21 protein-coding genes are annotated in these 23,539 nt (G+C 35.7%); all 21 read right to left on the reverse strand.

Going from position 1 to position 23,539, the window contains the following annotated elements; all coding sequences use genetic code 11:
- Window positions 1-50: 50 nt before the first annotated feature.
- Window positions 51-551, reverse strand: coding sequence for a biotin/lipoyl-containing protein (locus FA046_RS15920; RefSeq protein ID WP_136827531.1), 501 nt, complete (start codon window positions 549-551; stop codon window positions 51-53).
- 4 nt (window positions 552-555) lie between these two features.
- On the reverse strand, window positions 556-1,311 hold the full coding sequence (locus tag FA046_RS15925) for a DUF4159 domain-containing protein (protein ID WP_136827532.1): 756 nt from the start codon (window positions 1,309-1,311) through the stop codon (window positions 556-558).
- The gene (locus tag FA046_RS15930; protein ID WP_136827533.1) at window positions 1,281-1,982 is read right to left on the reverse strand and encodes a 16S rRNA (uracil(1498)-N(3))-methyltransferase; all 702 of its coding nucleotides are present in this window, start codon (window positions 1,980-1,982) and stop codon (window positions 1,281-1,283) included. Before FA046_RS15930 ends, FA046_RS15925 begins: the two co-directional genes overlap by 31 nt.
- 8 nt (window positions 1,983-1,990) lie before the next feature.
- Window positions 1,991-3,331: a hemolysin family protein gene (locus FA046_RS15935; protein ID WP_136827534.1), complete on the reverse strand. Its 1,341-nt coding sequence runs from the start codon at window positions 3,329-3,331 to the stop codon at window positions 1,991-1,993.
- Window positions 3,332-3,342: 11 nt separating this feature from the next.
- Window positions 3,343-3,882 carry an inorganic diphosphatase gene (locus tag FA046_RS15940; protein ID WP_136827535.1) on the reverse strand — a complete coding sequence of 180 codons (540 nt, stop codon included), beginning with the start codon at window positions 3,880-3,882 and terminating at the stop codon, window positions 3,343-3,345.
- On the reverse strand, window positions 3,875-4,543 hold the full coding sequence (locus FA046_RS15945; protein WP_136827536.1) for a DedA family protein: 669 nt from the start codon (window positions 4,541-4,543) through the stop codon (window positions 3,875-3,877). Before FA046_RS15945 ends, FA046_RS15940 begins: the two co-directional genes overlap by 8 nt.
- 52 nt (window positions 4,544-4,595) lie before the next feature.
- Window positions 4,596-5,975 carry an NADH-quinone oxidoreductase subunit N gene (locus tag FA046_RS15950; protein ID WP_136827537.1) on the reverse strand — a complete coding sequence of 460 codons (1,380 nt, stop codon included), beginning with the start codon at window positions 5,973-5,975 and terminating at the stop codon, window positions 4,596-4,598.
- 8 nt (window positions 5,976-5,983) lie between these two features.
- Complete coding sequence (locus FA046_RS15955; RefSeq protein WP_136827538.1) at window positions 5,984-7,438, reverse strand: complex I subunit 4 family protein; 1,455 nt, start codon at window positions 7,436-7,438, stop codon at window positions 5,984-5,986.
- 21 nt (window positions 7,439-7,459) lie between these two features.
- The gene (gene nuoL, locus FA046_RS15960) at window positions 7,460-9,361 is read right to left on the reverse strand and encodes an NADH-quinone oxidoreductase subunit L (protein WP_136827539.1); all 1,902 of its coding nucleotides are present in this window, start codon (window positions 9,359-9,361) and stop codon (window positions 7,460-7,462) included.
- A gap of 16 nt (window positions 9,362-9,377) precedes the next feature.
- The gene (gene nuoK / locus FA046_RS15965; protein WP_136827540.1) at window positions 9,378-9,707 is read right to left on the reverse strand and encodes an NADH-quinone oxidoreductase subunit NuoK; all 330 of its coding nucleotides are present in this window, start codon (window positions 9,705-9,707) and stop codon (window positions 9,378-9,380) included.
- On the reverse strand, window positions 9,700-10,203 hold the full coding sequence (locus tag FA046_RS15970; protein WP_136827541.1) for an NADH-quinone oxidoreductase subunit J family protein: 504 nt from the start codon (window positions 10,201-10,203) through the stop codon (window positions 9,700-9,702). Before FA046_RS15970 ends, nuoK begins: the two co-directional genes overlap by 8 nt.
- A gap of 81 nt (window positions 10,204-10,284) precedes the next feature.
- Window positions 10,285-10,809, reverse strand: a complete 525-nt coding sequence (locus FA046_RS15975) for a NuoI/complex I 23 kDa subunit family protein (protein ID WP_136827542.1) — start codon at window positions 10,807-10,809, stop codon at window positions 10,285-10,287.
- Between the two features lie 51 nt (window positions 10,810-10,860).
- Window positions 10,861-11,898, reverse strand: a complete 1,038-nt coding sequence (nuoH, locus tag FA046_RS15980; RefSeq protein WP_136827543.1) for an NADH-quinone oxidoreductase subunit NuoH — start codon at window positions 11,896-11,898, stop codon at window positions 10,861-10,863.
- A complete protein-coding gene (locus tag FA046_RS15985; RefSeq protein ID WP_136827544.1) occupies window positions 11,898-12,926 on the reverse strand; it encodes a 2Fe-2S iron-sulfur cluster-binding protein in 1,029 nt (342 codons plus the stop codon). The genes nuoH and FA046_RS15985 overlap by 1 nt, the downstream gene beginning before the upstream one ends.
- Before the next feature lie 256 nt (window positions 12,927-13,182).
- Complete coding sequence (gene nuoF / locus FA046_RS15990) at window positions 13,183-14,538, reverse strand: NADH-quinone oxidoreductase subunit NuoF (RefSeq protein ID WP_136827545.1); 1,356 nt, start codon at window positions 14,536-14,538, stop codon at window positions 13,183-13,185.
- Window positions 14,539-14,541: 3 nt separating this feature from the next.
- Window positions 14,542-15,066, reverse strand: a complete 525-nt coding sequence (locus tag FA046_RS15995; protein ID WP_136827546.1) for an NADH-quinone oxidoreductase subunit NuoE family protein — start codon at window positions 15,064-15,066, stop codon at window positions 14,542-14,544.
- Window positions 15,059-16,294 (reverse strand): NADH-quinone oxidoreductase subunit D, encoded by a 1,236-nt coding sequence (locus FA046_RS16000; protein WP_205943687.1) that lies wholly within the window; start codon window positions 16,292-16,294, stop codon window positions 15,059-15,061. The genes FA046_RS15995 and FA046_RS16000 overlap by 8 nt, the downstream gene beginning before the upstream one ends.
- Window positions 16,295-16,303: 9 nt before the next feature.
- A complete protein-coding gene (locus FA046_RS16005; RefSeq protein ID WP_136827547.1) occupies window positions 16,304-16,807 on the reverse strand; it encodes an NADH-quinone oxidoreductase subunit C in 504 nt (167 codons plus the stop codon).
- Window positions 16,807-17,349, reverse strand: coding sequence for an NADH-quinone oxidoreductase subunit B (locus tag FA046_RS16010; protein ID WP_136827548.1), 543 nt, complete (start codon window positions 17,347-17,349; stop codon window positions 16,807-16,809). The genes FA046_RS16005 and FA046_RS16010 overlap by 1 nt, the downstream gene beginning before the upstream one ends.
- Before the next feature lie 118 nt (window positions 17,350-17,467).
- The gene (locus FA046_RS16015) at window positions 17,468-17,842 is read right to left on the reverse strand and encodes an NADH-quinone oxidoreductase subunit A (RefSeq protein ID WP_136827549.1); all 375 of its coding nucleotides are present in this window, start codon (window positions 17,840-17,842) and stop codon (window positions 17,468-17,470) included.
- Between the two features lie 200 nt (window positions 17,843-18,042).
- Window positions 18,043-23,539 (reverse strand): Ig-like domain-containing protein (locus tag FA046_RS16020; protein WP_136827550.1); only part of this gene is annotated, 5,497 nt, incomplete at its 5' end.

The following is a 23,539-nucleotide window of genomic DNA, read 5'->3' on the forward strand; positions in this document are numbered from 1 at the left end:
ACAATATTTTTGTCCTTTTTTCATAAAAACAGACCAAATAGTGAAAATATTTAACCTAGACCTATCATCACCTGATTTTTTTCTACTTTATCTCCAGGATTGATAAAAATCTTCTTAATAATTGCATCTGAAGGAGATTTTATCATGTTTTCCATCTTCATGGCCTCTAAAACAAAAAGATTGTCTCCTTTTTTTATATCATCTCCCTCCTTTACTAATAATTTAAGGACCAAACCAGGCATTGGAGCTTTAATCTCTTTAATTTTAGTAGTATTTAAATTATCTAAGCCCAAATTCTTTAATAATTCATCATATTGATCTTTAATGGCTAACTCATATCTATTAGAATTCACCTTAATGGTCATTTTCTTTTGAGAAAAATCTACTTCTACTAATTCTGCCAAATAAGATTTTTGCTGATGTATAATATGAAACCTACTTGGAGTTATACTTGCCATATCAATTTCTACAGCATCTCCATTTATTAAGACTAAGCCGTCTTTATATTCGGTTTCTAAATTTATAGAGTCATTAATGTTTACTTTATACATCTTTTTATTGAGTTAATGCAAATTGCAATAAGTTGGCGCCCATTTTCAAAGCTTTCTCTCTTGATTGAGGCGTATCTTCTGGATAGGTCCCAAAATCTTCCCATCCGTTACCTAAATCACATTCGAAAGTATAAAAGCACACTACTTTACCTTTATAGGTTAACGCAAAAGCTTGTGGTCTTTTTCCGTCATGTTCATGAATTTTTGGTAAGCCCGCCGGGAATTTAAATTTCTGATTAAATATGGCATGCTGTGGGGATAATTCAATAAAATCTAACTCAGGAAAAACTTTTTTCATTTGCGGTCTGATAAATTTATCTAAACCATAATTATCATCTATATGCAAAAAACCTCCTCCTATTAAATATTGGCGCAAGTTTTTAGCTTCTTGATCTGAGAAAACCACATTTCCGTGGCCGGTTAAATAAACAAAGGGATAGTTGAACAAATCAGCACTTCCTACTTCAACTACAGTTTCTTCTTTAGCTATACGAGTCCCTAAATTTTGATTACAAAAATCGATGAGATTTGGCAAAGCTGTTCTGTTAGCGTACCAATCTCCACCTCCATTATATTTTAATTTAGCAATTTTATAAGTCTCAACTGATTTGAAGGACAGAACAAAGAATAAGGAACAAAGACAAAAGAAGACAATTAAAAAGCTAGTCTCTTTAACTTTCCAATTTCTACTTTTAACTTTTAACTTAAAACGCTCACCTTTCAAATCTTCTATCGGTTTAAATAATTGATTTCGAAGCATGCTTGTAGTGCCGCAGTTTCTGTTCTTAATCTGCTGCTGCCTAAAGTTATGGGAACAAATCCATTTTGCAAAGCATATTCTATTTCTGATGGAGAAAAATCACCTTCGGGACCTATCAAAATTAAATAATTTTGATGTGGAATAAAGCCTGATGAAATGGATTGCTTATCCATTTCATCACAATGAGCGATATATTTTACATCGGCGAAAGCCTGTTTAACAAACTCTTTAAACGTAATTTGATGATTTAATTTTGGATGATATGCTTTTAAAGATTGCTTAACTGCAGAGGTGATAATTTTATTAGATCGATCTGTCTTGATTTCTTTTCGCTCTGATCGTTCACAAATGATTGGGGTAATTTCATCAATCCCTATTTCTGTAGCTTTCTCTAAAAACCACTCAAACCTATCAATGTTTTTTGTTGGCGCTACCGCGATATGTAAATAATGGTTTCGCTTTGAATATTCTCTTTCTACAGAAATGACTCTAAGCGTGGTCTTTTTGGGGTGATCACTTATGATCTCGGCTAAAAAAAAACCGCCTTTTCCATCAATTAAATGAACTTGATCTCCTATTTTTAGTCTTAAAACACGAGTGCAATGTTTGCTTTCTTCTTCATCAAGCTGATAAGCTTCTCCTATAATATGTGGAGTGTAGAATAAATGCATATCAATTTTTAGTGGATATCTACCATATCTTCATCTGGTAATAGTAACTGTAATTTAACAGATTCTATATTTTGATCAATCTTTTTAAGGATGGTAAAAGTATAGCCATTAAATTCTTTAGTTTCGCCAACTTCAGGAATTTTACCAAAAATTTCACTCAACAACCCTACAACGGTATCATAGTCTTCATCTTCGGGTAAATCATGTGGTAAAAATTCATTTACATCATAAACCGTTGCTGATGCGGTTACTATAAATTCGTTATCAGAAATTTTCTCTACAATGGCTTTTTCTTCATCGTACTCATCCTGAATTTCACCAACCAATTCTTCTACAATATCTTCTAAAGTAACCATACCGGCAGTTCCACCAAATTCATCTAAAACAATAGCAATTTGGATTCGCTTTAGCTTAAGTTCGGCCATTAAATCATTAATCTTTTTAGATTCGGGAACAAACATGGGTTTCCTAATGATGTCTTTAAGATTAAATTTCTCATGTCGTACAATAAGTGAAAGAATATCTTTTGCATGTACAATTCCAACTATTCTATCAATAGTTTCATCATAAACCGGAACTCTTGAATAGCCTTCGGAAATTATGGTATCTAATAACTCTTCTTGTTTACAGCCCAGTTCTACGGCAGAAATTTTAGTGCGGGGAACCATAATATTTTTAACCACTCGTTCATTAAAATCAAATACATTTTTAATGAGTTCATGTTCCGCTTTGTCTAAAGCACCTGATTCTTTTCCTTGATCTAATAGGTATTGCAGCTCTTCAGATGAGTGTATAGATTCGTGTGCGTTGGCGGCATTTACCCCTAATAACTTTAAAATCACATTTGCAAAACCATTTAACACATAAATAAACGGACGAAATACGATATAGAAAAACTGTAAGGGAAAAGCAATAGCCATGGTGGTAGCTACTGGCTTTTGAATAGCTAATGTTTTAGGAGCTAATTCACCAAAAACTATATGTAAAACAGTAATAATAGTGAAGGCTAAAATATGACCTAAGCTTACCGCTAAACTTGCTGAAATTGGCAGAGAAAGTAAACTAAATATATTTAAAACCAAATTAGACATTACCTCTTCACCAACCCAACCCAAACCAAGTGATGCTAAGGTAATCCCTAGCTGCGTGGCGGCTAAATATCCATCTAAATGGGCTATCATGTGCTTTGCAACACCAGCAACTTTACTCCCTGTTTTTGCTTTTATTTCTATTTGAGAGCCTCTAACTTTTACTATTGCAAACTCAGCTGCAACAAAAAATCCGTTTAGAAAAACAAGGAATATGGTTAAAAAAATATTAAAACTACTGACTGGGGGAAGGGGGTCCATTTTTTATATTATTACTTTGGAAAAGTAGAATTATACAATTCTATACTTTCTTCTATTACTTTGTATGCATATCGTTTACCTAAAAGATGCTCGATAGTCACATTTTTTTCTTCTAAAGCTTTATAATCTTGAAAGAAACGTACAATTTCTTTCATGGTATGTGGTGGCAATTCGGCTAAATCTTCAATATAATTTACAGACATATCGTTTTTTGCTACCGCTATAATCTTATCATCTTGCTCTCCATTATCAACCATGTGCATTACACCAATTACTTTAGCCTCTATCATAGACATTGGATAAACATCTGCAGAACATAACACTAAAATATCTAAAGGATCATGATCATCACAATAAGTTTGCGGAATAAAACCGTAATTAGCTGGGTACATTACTGAGGAGAAAAGCATTCTATCTAGCCTTAATAAGCCAGTTTCTTTATCTATTTCATATTTAGCTTTGGATCCTTTTGGGATTTCAATAATTGCAGTAACGCTCTCTGGTGAGTTTTCTCCTGGTGAGATGGAGTGCCATGGGTGGAAGTTATTCATTTTCTGTATCTTCTACTTTTTCTATATCAACTTTGTTATTCGAATTCCTTTTAAAAAATGCAGTAATTAATGGGATGGTAGTAATTAAAATGAAACCTAAAATAATGTATAAAAGGTATTCATTAATTTCTGTTTCAAATCTTTTACCTAAAAAATAACCCAGTAATGTGAGTGATGTTATCCATAAAATTGCTCCTACAAAGTTATAAAAAGCAAATCGTTTTATGTCTAATTTTACAACCCCAGCAAAAATAGGTGCAAATGTGCGTACAATTGGCACAAATCTGCCCATAATTAAAGCAAAAGCACCTTGTTTATTATAGTAATGTTCGGCTGCTTTTAAGTATTTTTTCTTAAAAAAGAAAGAATCCTTTCTGTTGTACAACATTGGTCCTGTTTTATAACCAAACCAATATCCAACAAAATTTCCCGCTACTGCGACCAGAATCAAGCCAACAATCATGCCTAAGATGCCAACATCTAACTTTCCGGTTGCTACAAACATTCCGGCCAAAAACAGCAAATAATCTCCAGGTAAGAAAAACCCAAAAAACAATCCAGTCTCTGCAAATACAACAAAAAGAATGAGATAAAACCCACCTTTGTGAATAATTTGCTGCGCATCGGTCAGCTTGGTGATGTACTCCCAGAATTCATGCATAGTTTCATTATAAAACTACAAATATTATTGCAATTTCATAATCAGAGGGTTGTTAAAATAAATCAGTAATAATAGATGGATAAACTCCAAGTAGAATGCTAAAAACAGCTGAAACTCCAAGTACAAAAGTATAATAGCCTGAAGTGCTTAATTCTTTTCTTTCTGCATCTTTAAAATACATAGCAACAATAACCTTAAAGTAATAGAAAATTCCAATTATTGCATTAACAATAGCTAATATAATTAACCAAATATGGTATTGCTGCAAAGCTGTAGAAAACATAAAAAACTTCCCTACAAAACCAGCAGTTAAAGGGATACCAGCTAAAGAAAGCATGGCTACGGTTAAAACAAAAGCTAAAAATGGATTTCTTTTCCCTAAGCCATTAAAATTATCAAAATTCTCTCCTCCTGTTTGCTCTTTCACCATAATAAGTACTGCAAACGCAATAATAGAGGCTAAAGAATAAGCTGAAGCGTAAACAAAAACTGCATTTACTGAAGTAGTGCCTAAGGCCACAATAGCAAAAAGCATATACCCAGCATGAGATATGCTAGAGAAAGCCAACATCCTTTTAAAGTTTGTTTGATATAAGGCGGTAATGTTTCCAACAAACAAAGTGATTACTGTAATGATTAATAAAGCTGGCATCCAAAACTCTGCTAAAGGAGCAAAACAAATAGCAAACAAACGTAAGAAAGCTGCAAAGCCAGCAGTTTTAACCACAGTAGACATAAAAGCGGTAATTAATGTTGGAGAACCTTCATAAACATCTGGAGTCCAAAAATGGAATGGGGCGGCACCAATCTTAAAACACATTCCAACCATCATTAAGGCGATACCTACATAAAACATAGGGTCAATTCCGGTTGGTCTGTCAATTACATATTGTGCGATCACTGAAAGATCAAATGAATGAGATGAGCCATAAATTAATGCAATACCAAAAAGTAAAAAGCCGGTAGAAAAAGCACCCATTAAAAAGTACTTTAAGGCTGCTTCATTAGATGCAAAATCTCTTTTCTTTATCCCTGCTAAAATATATAAACTTACTGACATGATCTCTAACCCTACAAAAAGCATGGTTAGATTATGGTAAGAAACCATTACAATAATTCCTGTTAAAGCAAAAAGGATAATGGTATAATACTCAGCCACGTTAGAGCTGATTTTATCAAAATAAGTCTTAGATAATAATAAAATAAGAATGGTAGAAACTATGGTTAAACCTGAGAAGGCAACTGCAAAGTTATCAAACAGCATCATGCCGCTAAAAATAGCCGTTGCACCACTATTCCATTCCATAATAGCTAAAACAAGCGCTCCAATTAAACCAATAATGGTAACTGGCAACAATGCATTTTTTGCTTTATATAATCCTAAATAAAGAACTACAATGGCTAAAATTGATATAACTATTAAAGAATTCATTCTTTTAATTAAAATGCTAATTTATTATTTACCTGATTGATTAACCCATTTACTGCCGCTTCTGAAATATGAAGAATTGGTTTTGGGTAAACTCCGATGACAATGACTAAGGCACAAATGATGCTCAACACCAATATCTCTGTTCCCTTTATATCTTTAAATGAAGCAGTCAATTCATTTAATTGACCTTGCATTACATTTTTATACATTCTTAACATGTAAACCGCCCCAAAAATGATGGTTAAACCTGCAATTGCAGCGGCCCATATTTGATATTGATATACTGCATTTAGCAATAAAAACTCGCCAATAAAACCATTGGTTAATGGTAAAGCTACTGTTCCTAATAAAATAATTAAAAAGGCGATTGCAAATTGAGGAGCCACTTTGGCTATCCCACCCATTGCAGAAATTTCTCTGGTATTTAATCTGTTGATGATGATATCAATGATAAAAAACAAACCAATTACGTTAATTCCATGATTTAACATCTGAATCATGGCGCCTTGTACACCTTCTACATTCCAAGCAAAAATACCAGCAGATATTAATCCTACGTGAGCAATGGAAGAATAAGCTATCAATTTTTTGATGTCTTTTTGGGTGAACGCAATAATTGAAGCGTATACAATTCCGATAATTGATAAAATAATTGCGACTTGTTTCCACTCTATAAAACCTAATGGAACAACAGGAATTAACCATCTAATCACTCCGTAAATACCCATTTTTAACATGATACCTGCTAAAAGCATTGTACCCATAGTAGGTGCTTCCGTATAAGTATCTGGCTGCCAGGTATGGAAAGGAAAAATTGGCATTTTTATCGCGAAAGCAATAAAGAAACACCAAAATAGCCAACCTTGCGTATTAGCATCTAGGTTTAGTGCATAAAAAGCATCAATATCGTAGTTATTTGCTGGAGTTTGTAAATGCAGGAAAATGATCCCTAAAAGCATAAAAAGTGATCCTGAAAAAGTGTAAATAAAGAATTTCATATTTACACGGATACGATCTGCACCGCCCCAAATGGCACAAATAAAATAAATTGGAATTAAAGCGGCTTCCCATCCTACATAAAACAAGAAAGCATCTAAAGCAGTAAATACAATCAATAAACCCGATTGCATAAATAATATCAAAGCAAATAAGGCAGAAGGATTTTTGAATGTTCTATTAAAGCCAGAAAGGATAATTAAGGGAACTAAGCCTGTGGTTAATAAAACCATGATCATGCTTATTCCATCTATACCTGCTTTAAAATTAATGCCGAGTTGAGGAATCCAAGCAAAATCTACCACAAACTGTCTGCTGGCATCTGCATTGAAATCAGAAAGTAGCACAATTGCTAAACCTAGCGTAATTAAAGCGCTAATTAAAGCAGTTTGCTTAGCGTAATTTTTATTCAGAAGACAAGCTAATGAACCAACTAAAGGAAAAAACAATAAGATTAATAAATTCATCTATTTCTTTAATTCGGAATCCTAAAATTTAAAAAAACTATATAACAATAGCGCTATCACGCCTATCACCATGGCAAAAATATAAAAGCCAACATTTCCGGTTTGTAATAACCTTAATGTTTTACTTGCTTCTATTGATCCTTTACCTAAACCATTTACTAAAGCATCAATTCCAGATTTATCTATCACTTTATAGAAAAATCCAGAAAGGGCATCTAAAGGCTTTTGAATAATGGCATTGTAAAACTCATCAAAGTAAAATTTGCTATAAGATATTTTAGCTAAAGCCGAACGTGGCTCGGAATCTAAAACAGGAACGTGATTATTTTTAATGTATTTAATGTAAGCATATAGTATAGCTAAAACTACTCCACCAACTGAAATACCCATTAACATATATTCGGTGGTATGATCTAAAGCTAACTCTCCCATTTTTGAGGTTGAACTTTCAAAAACTGGCGCTAAGTAATGACTTAACCAATGCCCACCGCCTAAAACCTCTGGAACTCCAATAAAACCACCTACTACAGAAAGTACTGCTAGTATAATTAAGGGTAAAGTCATAGATATTGGAGATTCATGTAAATGATGCTTTTGTTCTTCAGTCCCTCTAAAAGATCCCCAGAAAGTTAAAAACATCATTCTAAACATATAAAAAGCAGTTAATAATGCGCCCAATAACCCTATAATCCAAAGAAGTTTGTTATGTTCATAAACATGAGCCAATATTTCATCTTTAGAAAAGAAACCTGCGAATGGAGGTAAACCTGAGATGGCTAAAGTTCCCATTAACATAGTAAAGAAGGTAATTGGTAATTTGCTTTTCAATCCACCCATTTTTCTCATATCCTGCTCATCACTCATAGCATGAATTACAGAACCTGCTCCTAAAAACAATAAAGCTTTAAAGAAAGCATGTGTTAATACATGAAAAAATGCACCTGTATATGCGCCAACTCCCAAGCCTAAAAACATGTATCCTAATTGAGAAACTGTTGAATAAGCCAATACTTTTTTAATATCTGTTTGGGTTAACGCAATAATAGCGGCAATAATAGCTGTAGCTAAACCAATTACAGCAATAATGCTCATGGTTACTGGAGATAACGTAAACAGGATATTAGATCTTGCTATCATATAAATACCTGCTGTTACCATAGTTGCAGCATGTATTAAAGCTGAAACTGGTGTTGGACCAGCCATTGCATCTGGCAACCAAGTAAACAAAGGCAATTGTGCAGATTTACCAATAGCACCTATAAATAATAATATGGTAATTAAAGTAAGGGTAGCATCTCCAGAAATCATTCCTGCTGCTTTTGGAAAGATCTCTGCAAAAGAAACGCTTCCAAAAGTGCTTATAATTAAAAACACACCTAAGAGAAAGCCTAAATCACCAATTCTATTCATGATGAAGGCTTTTTTAGCAGCATCGGCGTAATTAGCATTGGTGTACCAAAATCCTATTAATAGATAAGAGCATAATCCTACGCCTTCCCAACCAATAAACATGATGACATAATTGGATCCTAAAACCAATAGCAACATAAAGAATACAAAGAGATTAAGGTAAGCGAAAAACTTTCCAAAACCTGCATCGTGGCTCATGTAACCCACAGAATAAATATGAATTAAAGATCCTATTCCTGTAATAATAAGTAGCATTAAAATACTCAACTGATCTATCTGGAATGAAAATGGAATATCAATTCCTCCAACTTTAATCCAATCAAATAAATTAATGATTACTGGTTCTGTGGCATTAAATTCAAAAAATATTCCCAAACTCACCCCAAATGAAGCCAAAACGGCTAAACTTGCTATAGACCCAATCACAACTTTAGGAAGAAAATTTCTCCCCAAACCATTAATTAAGAAACCTATAAAAGGAAATAAAGGAATTAACCAAACTAAGTCTATCATCTAGCTGTATAAAAAATTACCACTTTAACCTGTTCAAAACATTGATATCTATAGAACTTGTATTTCTATAAACCATTACAATAATGGCCAAACCTACGGCAACCTCCGCAGCAGCAAGGGCCATAACGAAAAACACAAAAACCTGACCTGAAGCATCTCCGCTGTAGGCAGAAAAAGCAACCAATAACAAGTTTACTGCATTTAGCATTAACTCTACACACATAAAAATAATGATGGCGTTTCTTCTAATTAAAACACCAATTACACCAATACTAAATATGATTGCACTTAATAAAATGTAATGATTAAGTGGAACTACTTGAATGGTTGAAGTAATGTTATCCATTTTGAGTTCTTTTGTCTTTTTTAGCTAATAATACGGCTCCAACTAATGCGGTAAACAATAAGATGGATGTTAATTCGAATGGTAAAAGGAATTCACTAAAAAGTACTTTCCCTAAGTTTTCTACTAAACCAATATCAGAATTAGGCAGTTTACTCACTTCTGAAGTTTGGATTGCATTAATGGCGCCTATTAAGGTTACCAATAAACTTCCTCCAGCAACAACTCCTATAATTTTAAGGAGGTTAGATTTTACAGGCTCTGTATCTTTGTTCAGATTCATTAACATCAAAACAAAAAGGAAAAGCACCATAATTGCTCCCATATAAACAATAAAGTTTACGACTGCTAAAAACTGAGCATTCAGTAAAATATAATGAATAGTGAAAGTAAAAAAGGTAGCAATTAAAGCTAAAACACTATAAACCGGATTCTTGACAAAAATTACCAAGAGTGAAAATAGTATGGATAAAAATGCGACTAAGTAAAATAAACTCATCTATTTGAAAAACTATTACCGTTTTTTTGAACGGCAAAGGTAAAATTTTTGATTTAACTTATGCTATTTATTAACTAATATCTAATGAGTAACTGCTTTTAAAGCTTCCAACTCATTAATTGGCATTTCCACTAGTTTATCTTTCCCGTAAATAAAATCTTTACGTAAAAAATCAGCCGGTACAATTGGACCGTCTAAATAAATTGCTTCTTTTGGGCAAGCTTCTTCACACAAACCGCAAAAAATACATCTCAGCATATTAATTTCATATACTGCGGCGTATTTCTCTTCTCTGTATAAATGCTCTTCTCCTTTTTCTCTTTCTGCAGAAATCATGGTAATAGCTTCGGCAGGGCAAGACAAAGCACAAAGTCCACAAGCGGTACAACGCTCTTTTCCTTGCTCATCTCTTTTTAAAGAATGCATTCCTCTCCAATTTTCAGAAAATTCTCTTTCTTGCTCTGGATAATGAATAGTCTCTTTCTTTTTAAACATGTGCATAAAAGTAATAGCCATTCCTTTGAAAATTGCGGGCAGATAAATCCGCTCCATAAAATTCATTGGTTTTTGTTCTAGTACTTTTTTTCTACCACTTAATGATTCCATAATGCCTCCCCTCACTCCCCTCCAAAAGGAGGGGAAGGTAAAATCTAATATTTATAATTTATCAACTACGGTAATTACAATTGCCGTAATTACGATGTTGGCAATTGCCAAAGGAATTAATACTTTCCAACCTAAATCCATCAACTGATCATAACGGAAACGGGGAACAGTCCATCTCACCCACATAAAAAAGAATATGAATGCAATAATTTTGAAGAACAAAACTGCTACTCCAACCAAAGGGCCCCAAGTAGCGCCTAATGTTTCGTTCACAAAATCCATTCCCGGATAATTGTATCCTCCAAAATATAACGTTGCCATTACTGCTGATGAAACAAACATGTTGATATATTCTGCAAACATGTAAGCTCCCATTTTAAAAGCAGAATACTCGGTATTATAACCACCAATTAATTCGGTTTCACATTCCGGTAAATCAAAAGGAACACGATTAGTTTCGGCAAAAGCACAAACCAAAAATATTAAAAAGCCCAAAGGCTGATAAATAATATTCCAGTTTAAACCATGTTGTTGCTCTGCAATAACTTTAAAACTTAATGAATTGGTTACTAAAAGCAAAGCGATAATAGAAAGTCCCATTGCTATTTCATAGCTAATGTTTTGAGAAGCTCCACGAATGGCTCCCATTAAAGAATACTTATTATTAGATGCCCAACCACCAATCATAATGCCATATACACCTAAAGAAACTACTCCAAAAATGTAAAGAATCCCTACGTTAATATCGGCAATTTGCATGGGAACTATTCTTCCAAATAACTCCACATCTTGGCCAAACGGAATGACCGCTACTCCTAAAAAAGAAGTTAATAAAGCCAAAGAAGGCCCTGCTATAAATAACCATTTATTGGCACCACTAGGAATAATTTCTTCTTTAAAGAACATCTTTCCACCATCTGCCAACGGTTGCAATAAACCAAAAATTCCAGCTCTGTTTGGTCCTACTCTATCTTGTAACCAAGCCGCAACTTTACGTTCTGCCCAGGTGGAGTAAGCGGCTATAGTTAGCGTTAATGTAAACAGTACCGTAACTAAAACAAGCTTTTCTATTAAAAATGCTACTTCCATTAAAATTTAGTTGCTCTTTCGAATTGTTCTTTATTTGCTTCCATTAACTCCAAATTTTTCTTCACCACTTGGGCTGGTTGCAATTGATCATAATGATTAGAATTGATAACAGATTGACGAGAAACCTTTTTTGGACCTTCAATTACCCAATCTTTAGTTTCTTTTTTATCAAAGCGGCAGGTATTACAAATAAATTCTTCCACTTCACCAAACTCATCTTTTCTGGCTGTTACACGTAAAACCTCTTCTCCTTTGTACCATAAAGTGGTTTTACCAGAACAAGTTGGGCAATCTCTATGCGCTTCTACAGGCTTTGTAAACCAAACTCTGTTTTTAAAACGGAAAGTTTTATCTGTTAAAGCACCTACAGGGCAAACATCAATTACATTTCCAGAGAAATCGTTATCAATTGCTTTTTCTATATAAGTAGAAATTTCTGCATGATCTCCTCTTCCCAAAATACCGTGAACACGGTTTTCTGTAATTTGATCTGCAACAAAAACACAACGGTAGCATAAAATACAACGCGTCATGTGCAGTTGAATTTTATCGCCAATATCTATTCTGTCAAAAGTTCTTCTATCAAACTCATATCTGGTAGCTTCAGCACCATGCTCATAAGCTAAATCTTGCAAATGACACTCGCCGGCTTGGTCACAAACAGGGCAATCTAGCGGATGGTTAATCAATAACATTTCCACAATGCCTCTTCTTGCTTCAACCACTTCTGGCGAAGTAATATTTTGCACTTCCATCCCATCCATCACATTGGTACGGCAACTGGCCACCAACTTTGGCATCGGACGAGGGTCTTTTTCAGAACCCTTGCTCACTTTTACCAAACATGTACGGCACTTTCCTCCGCTACCTTCCAACTTAGAATAATAGCACATGGCTGGCGGCACAATATCTCCACCTATTTGCCTTGCGGCATTTAGAATTGAGGTTCCTGGCTCTACTTCAACGGGCATCCCGTCTATTGTTACTTTTACTTTTTCAGACAATTTTAAAAAATTTAAAATGTTCATCTATAATTAAGATCAGCCTAAGCGTATCTTCATTGTACTTATTTGGGCGTGTCCCAAAAAAGGGTCGGGCTTTACGCTATATCTTTTTTGTTCTTCCTTCGACTCCGCTCAGGATAACAAAAAAGGATGCCGCTTCAATCCCTCACGCAAAACCTATATGGTGTGTTAGATAATCCGAGGATTATTTCTACAAATTCAATATTCTAAAACGGATAATCCGAGGATTATCCCTACTGTTCACAATCCGAAGATTATTTTATGATACCAATTCTGGCAATGGATCTGCATAATGTGCTAATCCAAAATTTTCTTTAACTGCTAATGTTGGGTTTCTTACATGCCATTCAAATTCATCTCTAAAATGACGAATTGCACTGGCCACAGGCCAAGCTGCGGCATCACCTAATGGGCAAATGGTGTTTCCTTCTATTTTCTTAGAAACATCTACCAATAAATCCATATCACTCATTTTACCATGTCCGTTCTCTAAACGGTGCAATACTTTTTCCATCCAGCCTGTTCCTTCACGACAAGGAGAACATTGACCGCAAGATTCATGATGATAAAAACGAGAGAAATTCCAGGTATTTCTAACAATACACTGATCTTCATCTAAAACCACAAATCCACCCGAACCTAACATCGTTCCAGTTGTAAAACCACCTTCAGATAATGACTCATAAGACATTAAACGCTTATCGCCATTTACCAAATTCAGTATTAAATTAGCTGGTAAAATTGGCACAGAAGAGCCTCCGGCAACAACCGCCTTTAATCTTTTTCCGTTTGCAATTCCACCACAATATTCTTCAGAATAAATAAAATCTTCTACAGAAACTCCTAATTCAATTTCATAAACTCCAGGCTTGTTGATATTCCCTGAAGCTGAGATTAATTTAGTTCCTGTTGAACGGCCAATTCCAATTTTAGCATATTCTTCTCCGCCATCATTAATAATTGGAACCACTGCTGCAATAGATTCTACGTTGTTTACCACTGTTGGGCAACCGTATAAACCTGCAATTGCAGGGAAAGGAGGTTTAATTCTTGGATTTCCTCTTTTTCCTTCTAAAGATTCTAAAAGCGCTGTTTCCTCTCCACAAATATAAGCTCCACCACCAGGCTGAACGTATAATTCTAAATCGTAACCAGAACCTAATATGTTTTTGCCCAAAAATCCAGCAGCTTTAGCTTCGGCAATAGCCTTCTCTAAAATTCGGATTTGAGGCATCATTTCTCCTCTTACATAAATATAACTGGTATTTGCACCAAGTGCATAACTAGAAACAATCATTCCTTCAATTAAAGCATGAGGAATGTTTGTCATCAAATACCTGTCTTTAAAAGTTCCTGGCTCAGATTCATCAGCATTGCATACCAAATAACGAGCTACACCTTCTGGCTTGGCCAAAAAGCTCCACTTCATCCCGGTAGGAAAACCTGCTCCACCTCTACCACGTAAACCAGATTTCTTCACTTCTTCCACCACCTCATCTGTCGACATGGTTTTAATCGCTTTTTCAACAGCCCTGTAGCCTCCCGTTTTACGGTAAACTTCTAGGGTGTTAATTCCCGGTACGTTAATATGTTCTAATAATAATTTGCGACCCATAATTTATGATTTACTCGCTTTATCTTTTAAATCTGAGATCAATTGATCAACAGAATTGGTTGTTAAATTCTCGTAGAAAGTATATTCTGGTCCAATTTGCAGAACTGGTGCGAAACCGCAAGCGGCTAAACATTCTACTCCTCTATAACTAAACAAACCATCGGCTGTAACTTCTCCTTCTTTTACCCCTAGTTTTTCACCAATGTAATCTATAATCTTTTCGGCACCAACTAAACAACATGGTCCGGTACGGCAAACCTCTAAAACAAATTTACCTTGTGGCCTAAGAAAGTACATGCTGTAAAAAGAAGCCACTTCATAAACTTCAATAGGGGCAATATTTAAGTAAGCTGCCACTTTATCCATTGCAACAGAGCTTAACCAACCATTTACTGCTTGCACCTCATGTAAAATAGGAAGCAAAGCCGATTTTTCTTTCCCTTCTGGATAACGGCTAACAATTTCCGCAAACTTATTTACCAGTTCAGTAGAAAATTCTACTGATTGTGTTTCTTCCACTTTAAGCATCTAATTCTCCTGCTATAACGTTCAAACTCGACATATTGATGATGGCATCAGACAACAACATTCCACGACTCATTGGCGCATACATCTGATAATTGATAAAACTTGGTCGGCGGAAATGTAAACGGTAAGGTGTTCTGCCACCATCGTTAATTAAATAAAAACCTAATTCGCCATTTCCACCTTCAACAGCATGGTAAACTTCTGTTTTTGGGGTATCCACTTCGCCCATCACAATTTTAAAGTGATATATTAACGCTTCCATATTGTTATACACTTGCTCTTTTGGAGGTAAGTAAAACTCGGGAACATTGGCATGGAAAATTCCTTTTGGCTCTTTCTTTATTTTCTCCATGGCTTGCTCAATAATTCTTAAGCTTTGCCACATTTCTTCGTTTCTTAAAATGAAACGATCATAAACATCTCCTTTTGTTCCTACGGGAATTTCAAAATCAAAATCTTGGTAAGAAGAATAAGGTTCGTTTACACGAACATCATAATCTACACCGGTAGCTCTTAAAATTGGACCGCTCCAGCTATAATTTAATGCAGTTTCTGGATCAACCGCTCCAACACCTGAGGTACGTTCTATAAATATTCTATTCCTGTTAAAAAGTTGTTCAAATTCTTTTAAAATAGGAGGAAATTTTACTAAAAACTTTTCAATCTTAGCAAAAGCAATGTCGTTAAAGTCTCTTTCAAAACCGCCAATTCTACCAATATTGGTGGTTAATCTTGCTCCACATATTTCTTCAAATATTTCATAAATATGTTCTCTTTCTTCCATTAAATAAAGGAAACCAGAGAATGCGCCTGTATCAACACCTAAAATTCCGTTACAAATTAAATGATCGGTAATTCTACTTAATTCCATCACAATCACACGCAAATAATCTACTCTTTTGGGCATTTCAATACCTAGGAGTTTTTCAACTGTCATGTGCCAACCCATGTTATTGATTGGAGACGAACAGTAATTCATTCTGTCTGTTAATGTGGTAATTTGGTAAAAAGGTCTATGTTCTGCTATTTTTTCAAAAGCTCTGTGAATATAACCTATGGTAGAAACTCCGCTTACAATGCGCTCACCATCCATTTGTAACACATTTTGAAAAACGCCGTGTGTTGCAGGATGTGTTGGGCCAAGGTTTAAAGTAGAAAAATCTCCTTGCGGATCATTATCTGTATAAACCGGACGGTTTGGAGTGATTTCTGTGATAAAATTGCTCATTTAAGTTACTTAACGTCCAAAGAAAAAATCTTTTTTATCTACTCTGTTTGGATCTTCTAAAGCGTATTCTCTTCTCATTGGGAAAACAGTCATATCATCAACATTTAAGATTCTTCTTAAATCTGGGTGACCTGTAAATTGTATTCCAAAAAAATCAAATGTTTCTCTTTCCATCCAGTTTGCACCTTCCCATAAAGTAGTTGCTGTAGGAATGGTTGGGTTAGAAACTGGCATAAACACTTTGATTCTAATTCTTACATTATTGGTTAAGCTGTGCAAATGATAAACTACGCACAAAGCTTTTTCCAATTCTGGATAGTGAACCGCAGTAATATCTGTTAAATAATTAAAGCTTAGTTCTTTATCGTTTTTTAAATACGTTAATAACGAATTAATAGTACCTGTAGAAGTTTCTAAGGTTAATAAACCAAAAGGCTCTGTTGGAGCAGTAAACTGACCATCAAATTGAGCGGTTAATTGATCTATAATATGTTGATTAGATATCTTACCCATTACTGGATTCCGTATTTAGCTAATAATTCTGAATATTCTGGCGAATCTCTTCTTCTTAAAGATTCATTTCTAACCAAATCTTGGATTTTATTGAATCCATTGATGATGGCTTCTGGTCTTGGAGGGCAACCTGGAACGTAAACATCTACAGGTATAATTTCATCTATTCCTTGTAAAACAGAATAAGTATCAAAAATACCTCCACTTGATGCGCAAGCACCAACAGCAATTACCCAACGTGGTTCGGCCATTTGAATATAAACTTGTTTTAAAACAGGTGCCATTTTTTTAGCGATGGTTCCCATCACCATTAGTAAATCTGCCTGACGAGGAGAAAAAGAAGGACGTTCTGCACCAAAGCGAGAAAAATCATAATGAGAGCCCATAGTCGCCATAAACTCTATTCCGCAACAAGAAGTTGCAAAGGGTAATGGCCACAGAGAATTGGCTCTTGCCATCCCTATCACTTTATCTAAGGAGGTAGCAAAAAAACCTGCTCCTTCTACTCCTGCTGGAGCTTCGACTAAATTAATATCACTCATAATTCTCTTATCCTCTTTGATAAAACTAAAAAGGCTCGCTGATGTTTCAACAAGCCCCAAATTTATTAAGATTTCATCTTAAACAATGTTGATGATTCTTATTTAGAATAATTCTACTTTAATCCCAATCTAAAGCCTTCTTTTTTACAATGTATATGAAGCCCAAAAGAAGGGTTCCCATAAAAATAAACATTTCAATTAAGCCATTTAAGCCAAATTCACGAAAATTTACAGCCCAAGGGTACATAAATATTACTTCCACATCAAACAGCACAAATACAATTGCTACCACAAAATACTTGATAGAAAAGGGCTGACGAGCATTTCCAATAACTTCAATTCCTGATTCGAAAGCGGTTAATTTGACATCGGTAGTTTTTCTTTTTGGCCCAATCATGTGGGTTAAAATCATGGTGAAAGCCACAAAACCAAATGCTACAACTAACTGAATAATAATGGGTAAATAATTTATAGGGGCACTTATTTTTTCCATTCCAAATGCTTTAGGGCGCAAATATAGTGTAAAGCATACAATATGAAAATTAAATTAAGCTTTTTGATGATAATGTTTGATTTTTTTGTTCGAGCACTTGTATCGCGTTATTGGATTGAAGCGATATCCTTTTTGGCTTTTTGGCCAAAAAGATTTAGCGTAAAGCCAGACCCTTGCGCAGCTTGGGGAACGCCCAAAAATTATCTTTTTAAAATTAAATATCCTTTATTGAGCTTCCTTGCGTTGTTTTGAGTGGTGTAAATAATATAATAATACACGCCATCTACCAATTCTTTGTTAGCATTTGTTAGGATCCCCACGTTGGCAAAACCGCCAAATGCTTTATCATCATTATTATAACCTTTAACTCTATAAACCTCATTCCCCCAACGGTTAAAAATTAGCACTTCATTGTCTAGATATTTACTAATGTTGTAAATAATAAAACGCTCGTTACCTTGTCCGTCTTGGTTTGGAGAAACCAATGGATCAGGATTGATATCTGGGTTTTCATCTGGCGTGGTAGGTTTAATTACAGGATAAACGTCTGTAATAGCAATTGTAGACCCTGTCCCTATTAAAACAAAAGTTGAAGATGTTGTGGTAATACTTGCTTCTACTTGTTCGCCTGGATCTTGCAGGGCATCATTAATAGCATTAATAGTAAATTCTTGTGAGGTTTTGGTTTGACCAGCAGGAATTAAAATAGAGATATAATTGCCAGTTATAGTATAGTCTAAATTAGGCGTTGCAGTGCCATTAAATGCTAAAGTAATGGTCACATCTTCTAATATTGATTGGGTTAAAGTGGCAGTAATGCTAATTTTTTCTCCTTCTTTAATTACCCCGGTTGATGGTGTTAGATTTACAGTAACAATTGGCTGAACCAAAATAGTAACGGTGGAATTATCACATAAACCTAATGGATCACAGGCTTGGTAAGTAAAGGAATCTATGCCCTTAAAGCTTGGGTTTGGTTGATAAACAAATGTACCATTGGTATTAAAAATAAGCGTTCCATTTGCTGGCTGAGTAAGTGCTGAAAATTGTAATGGATCAGCATCTGGATCTGTATCATTATCGGTCACTTTTTGACTGACAGGTTTATTAATTTCTGTTTTAAACCTATCGTCTTCGGCAATTGGTGGGTCATTTACCGGAGATACCGTTATAGTTACAGTAGCCTGATCACAAGCACCAGAAGGATCACAAACCTGATAGATAAAAGTAATGATTCCACTAAAATTTGCAGGTGGTATATATCTAAAAGTACCATCTGAATTGAAAGTTAAAGCGCCTTGTACTGGTGCGTTCACTAAAGAATAAATTAAAGGATCAGCATCTGGATCTGAATCATTTGCTATAACAGAACCGTTTACAGGAATATCTTCTGATGTTATAAAATTATCATCATTAGCTACCGGAGGATCGTTTACAGCAAGTACATCTATAAAAACGGTTGCAAAGTTTGACATGAGGTCGCCATCAGAAACTTTATAAACAAATTTTTCTGTACCATAGAAATTTTTCTTTGGGGTGTAAGTAAACGAGCCTTCGTTGTTTAAGGTTACAGATCCATTCATGGTATTAAAAGCAATATTATTTCCGCTGGTTGTGCCTTGTATGGCTCCAGGGTCTTTCACGGTATTCAATGAAATTTTAATTATATCCTGATCTGGATCATTATCATTAACAATTACCCCGGGTGTATTAATTGTGATAGGAGTATCCTCCATAGTTGAATAACGATCATTATCTGCTGTTGGGGCACAATTTCCTTCTAATACTACTCCATAAAGCAAAATAGAACAGTTATTTGCATCCACAATTCTTACGGTATGTCGACCTGCTTTTTGGTTATTTGCAAAAGTTCTAATTCCACCGTTTGCATCATCCCATGAAATGGAATAGGGTTTAGTCCCGCCTGAAATTACCGCTTCTATAGCACCATCAGATATGAATTTACATGAAGTATTGGTAATGTTTAAAGTAGCTGCAAGTGGCGCTGGCTGTGTGATGCTTATTGTTTTTTGAAGCGTACAACCATAAGCATCTACTGCTTTGTAGGTATAATTACCGGCAGCTAAATTGTTAATTTGTGGACCAGAAGCTCCATTTACCCATGTTACTGTATAAGGCGCTTTGCCTCCGCTTAAATTAAGACTAATGCTACCTGAATTATCATTAAAGCATTTTACATTTTGTACTGTTTCTACAATTACAAAAGGTTGCATTGGAGTAATGCTTACGCTGATATTTTGTGTACAGTTATTTTTATCTGTTACCGTTAATAGATAATTACCCGAACCTAAATTGTTAAGATCCTGAGTGGTTTGTCCGTTATTCCACAAATAAGTGTAAGGAGCAGTTCCGCCAGTTACGGTCACATCTATTTTCGCAATTTTATCGCCAAAGCAAACATTGTTAATATGAGTTTCGCTTAATGTTAAAGGGGCGTTAGGCTGAATAATCTGAATTTGTTTAATGGCGGTACAACCATTTTTATCAGTTACTTTTACTTGATAAGTTCCTGCCGAAAGATTAACTAAGTTTTGTAATGTACCCCCATTTACCCAAGAATAAGTATAAGGTGCAGTGCCTCCCAAGGCATTGATAGAAATACTTCCGGTTTGCTCACCAAAGCAGTTTATATTTTGATGAGTTTCTGAGATAGTAAGAGGAGCAGCTGGTTGATTAACCTGGATTTGTTTACCGATGGTGCAGCCTTTTGCATCAGTGATGACTACTGAATAAATACCCGCTTTTAATCCTGATAAATCTTTAGATACTGCGTTATTATTCCACAGGAAAGTATAAGGAGCTGTACCTCCATTTACTGTTAAAACTATAGATCCGGCAGCTTCTCCAAAACAAGTAATATCTTGATGAACTTCTGTTAGTTGCAAAGGCGCCAAGGGTTGCTCAACTACAACCGTAATTACTGATACACAATTGTTAGCGTCTGTAACCGATAAAGTGTAATTCCCAACAGCCAAAGCACTTAAATCTTTTGTGGTAGCACCATTACTCCATGAATAAACGTAAGGACTTTTTCCACCGCTTACGCTGATATTAATAGTTCCATTTGCACCACCAAAACAGCTCACATTTGTATGAATTTCAGTGATGCTTAACGGTGCTGTCGGTTGAGTAATAGTAATCGTTTCTGAAATGACACATCCGTTGGCATCGGTGATGTTTACGGTATAAGTTCCGGCTATGAGGTTAGTTAAATCTTCAGTTGTTGAGCCGTTACTCCAGCTATAAGTGTATGGCAATGTTCCGCCAGTTACGCTGATGTTGATATTTCCTGTCGCCTCTCCAAAGCAGTTAACATTGGTTTGAGTTTCTGTAATACTTAATGGTGCTATCGGTTGAGTGATAATGATCATTTTTGAAACAGTACATCCGTTGGCATCTGTGATATTTACGGTGTAAGTTCCTGCTATTAAGTTGTTGATGTCTTCAGTTGTTGAGCCATTACTCCAGCTATAAGTGTATGGCGATGTTCCGCCAGCTACGCTGATATTGATATTTCCTGTCGCTTCGCCAAAGCATTTAACATTAGTTTGGGTTTCAGTGATACTTAATGGTGCAGATGGCTGAGTGATAATGATCGTTTTTGAAACAGTACATCCATTTGCATCCGTAATGTTTATAGTATAAGTTCCTGAAGTGAGATTAGTTAAATCTTCCGTTGTTGAGCCATTATTCCAGTTGTAAGTGTAGGGTGCTGTTCCACCAGTTACACTGATATTGATATTTCCTATCGCTTCTCCAAAGCAGTTAACATTTGTTTGGGTTTCTGTAATACTTAATGCTGCAGTCGGTTGAGTGATGGTTATCGTTTTTGAAACGGCACATCCGTTAGCATCTGTGATATTGACGGTGTAAGTTCCTGCTATTAAGTTGTTGATGTCTTCAGTTGTTAAGCCATTGCTCCAGTTGTAAGTGTATGGTGCAGTTCCACCAGTTACACTGATGTTGATATTTCCTGTGGATTCGCCAAAGCATTTTAACTCTTCATGTGTTTCAGTAATGCTTAACGGTGCTGTCGGTTGTGTAATTGTTATCGTTTTTGAAACGGTACATCTATTTGCATCCGTAATATTGACGGTGTAAGTTCCTGCTAATAAGTTGTTGATGTCTTCTGTTGTTGAACCGTTACTCCAGCTATAAGTGTATGGCAATGTTCCGCCAGTTACACTGATATTGATATTTCCTGTGGATTCGCCAAAGCATTTTACCTCTTCATGGGTTTCAGTGATGCTTAATGGTGCTGTCGGTTGAGTGATGGTTACCGTTTTTGAAACGGCACATCCGTTAGCATCCGTAATGTTTATAGTATAAGTTCCGGCTATTAAGTTGTTGATGTCTTTACTTGTTGAGCCGTTGCTCCAGCTATAAGTGTATGGCGATGTTCCGCCAGCTACGCTGATGTTGATATTTCCTGTCGCTTCGCCAAAGCATTTAACATTAGTTTGGGTTTCGGCTACGGCCAAAACTGCTGGTTCTGCTATTGTTACTGTATTGGTTCTGGTAAAACAATCATCTGTTACTGTAAGCGTGTAGGTATCTGCCGGTAAATTATTTACGGTTACTGTGGTTCCAACTTCTACGTTTGCACTGTTTTTCCAGCTGTAAGTTAAGACTCCAACTGCATTATTGACCGTTCCCGCAGTTACGCTTCCGGTTGAAGTGGCGTTACAAGTGGCATCGGTTTTTGTGGATGTGGCTAAAGTTAAGGCGGCTGGTTCTGATATTGTTACTGTATTGGTTCTGGTGAAACAATTATCTATTACTGTAAGCGTATAGGTGTCTGCTGGTAGATTGTTTACGGTTGCTGTGGCACCGACTTCTACGTTTACACTGTTTTTCCAACTGTAAGTTAAGACTCCAACCGCATTGTTTATTGCTCCGGCAGTTACGCTTCCGGTTGAAGTAGCGTTACAAGTGGCATCGGTTTTTGTAGATGGCGCTAAAGTTAAGGCAGCTGGTTCTGCTATCGTTACGGTGTTGGTTCTGGTAAAACAATTATCTATTACTGTAAGCGTGTAGGTATCTGCTGGTAAATTGTTTACGTTGGCTGTGGTACCGACTTCTACGTTTGCACTATTTTTCCAACTGTAGGTTAAGACTCCAACTGCATTGTTTACTGCTCCCGCAGTTACGCTTCCAGTTGAAGTAGAGTTACAGGTGGCATCGGTTTTAGTAGATGGCGCTAAAGTTAAGGCAGCTGGTTCTGCTATTGTTACTGTATTGGTTCTGGTAAAACAATCATCTGTTACTGTAAGCGTGTAGGTATCTGCCGGTAAATTATTTACGGTTACTGTGGTTCCAACTTCTACGTTTGCACTGTTTTTCCAGCTGTAAGTTAAGACTCCAACTGCATTATTGATTGCTCCGGCGGTTACGCTTCCGGTTGAGGTGGCATTACAGGTGGCATCGGTTTTTGTCGAGATGGCTAAGGTTAAGGCGGCTGGTTCTGCTATCGTTACGGTGTTGGTTCTGATAAAACAATCATCTGTTACTGTTAAAGTGTAAACTCCTACTGGCAGATTGTTTATAGTTGCTGTGGTACCGACTTCTACGTTTGCACTATTTTTCCAAATGTAGGTTATTGTTCCAACTGCATTGTTTACTGCTCCCGCAGTTACGCTTCCGGTTGAAGTGGCGTTACAAGTGGCATCGGTTTTA

The sequence above is a fragment of the Pedobacter cryophilus genome, assembly GCF_005116455.1.
GTDB classification, from domain to species: domain Bacteria; phylum Bacteroidota; class Bacteroidia; order Sphingobacteriales; family Sphingobacteriaceae; genus Pseudopedobacter; species Pseudopedobacter cryophilum.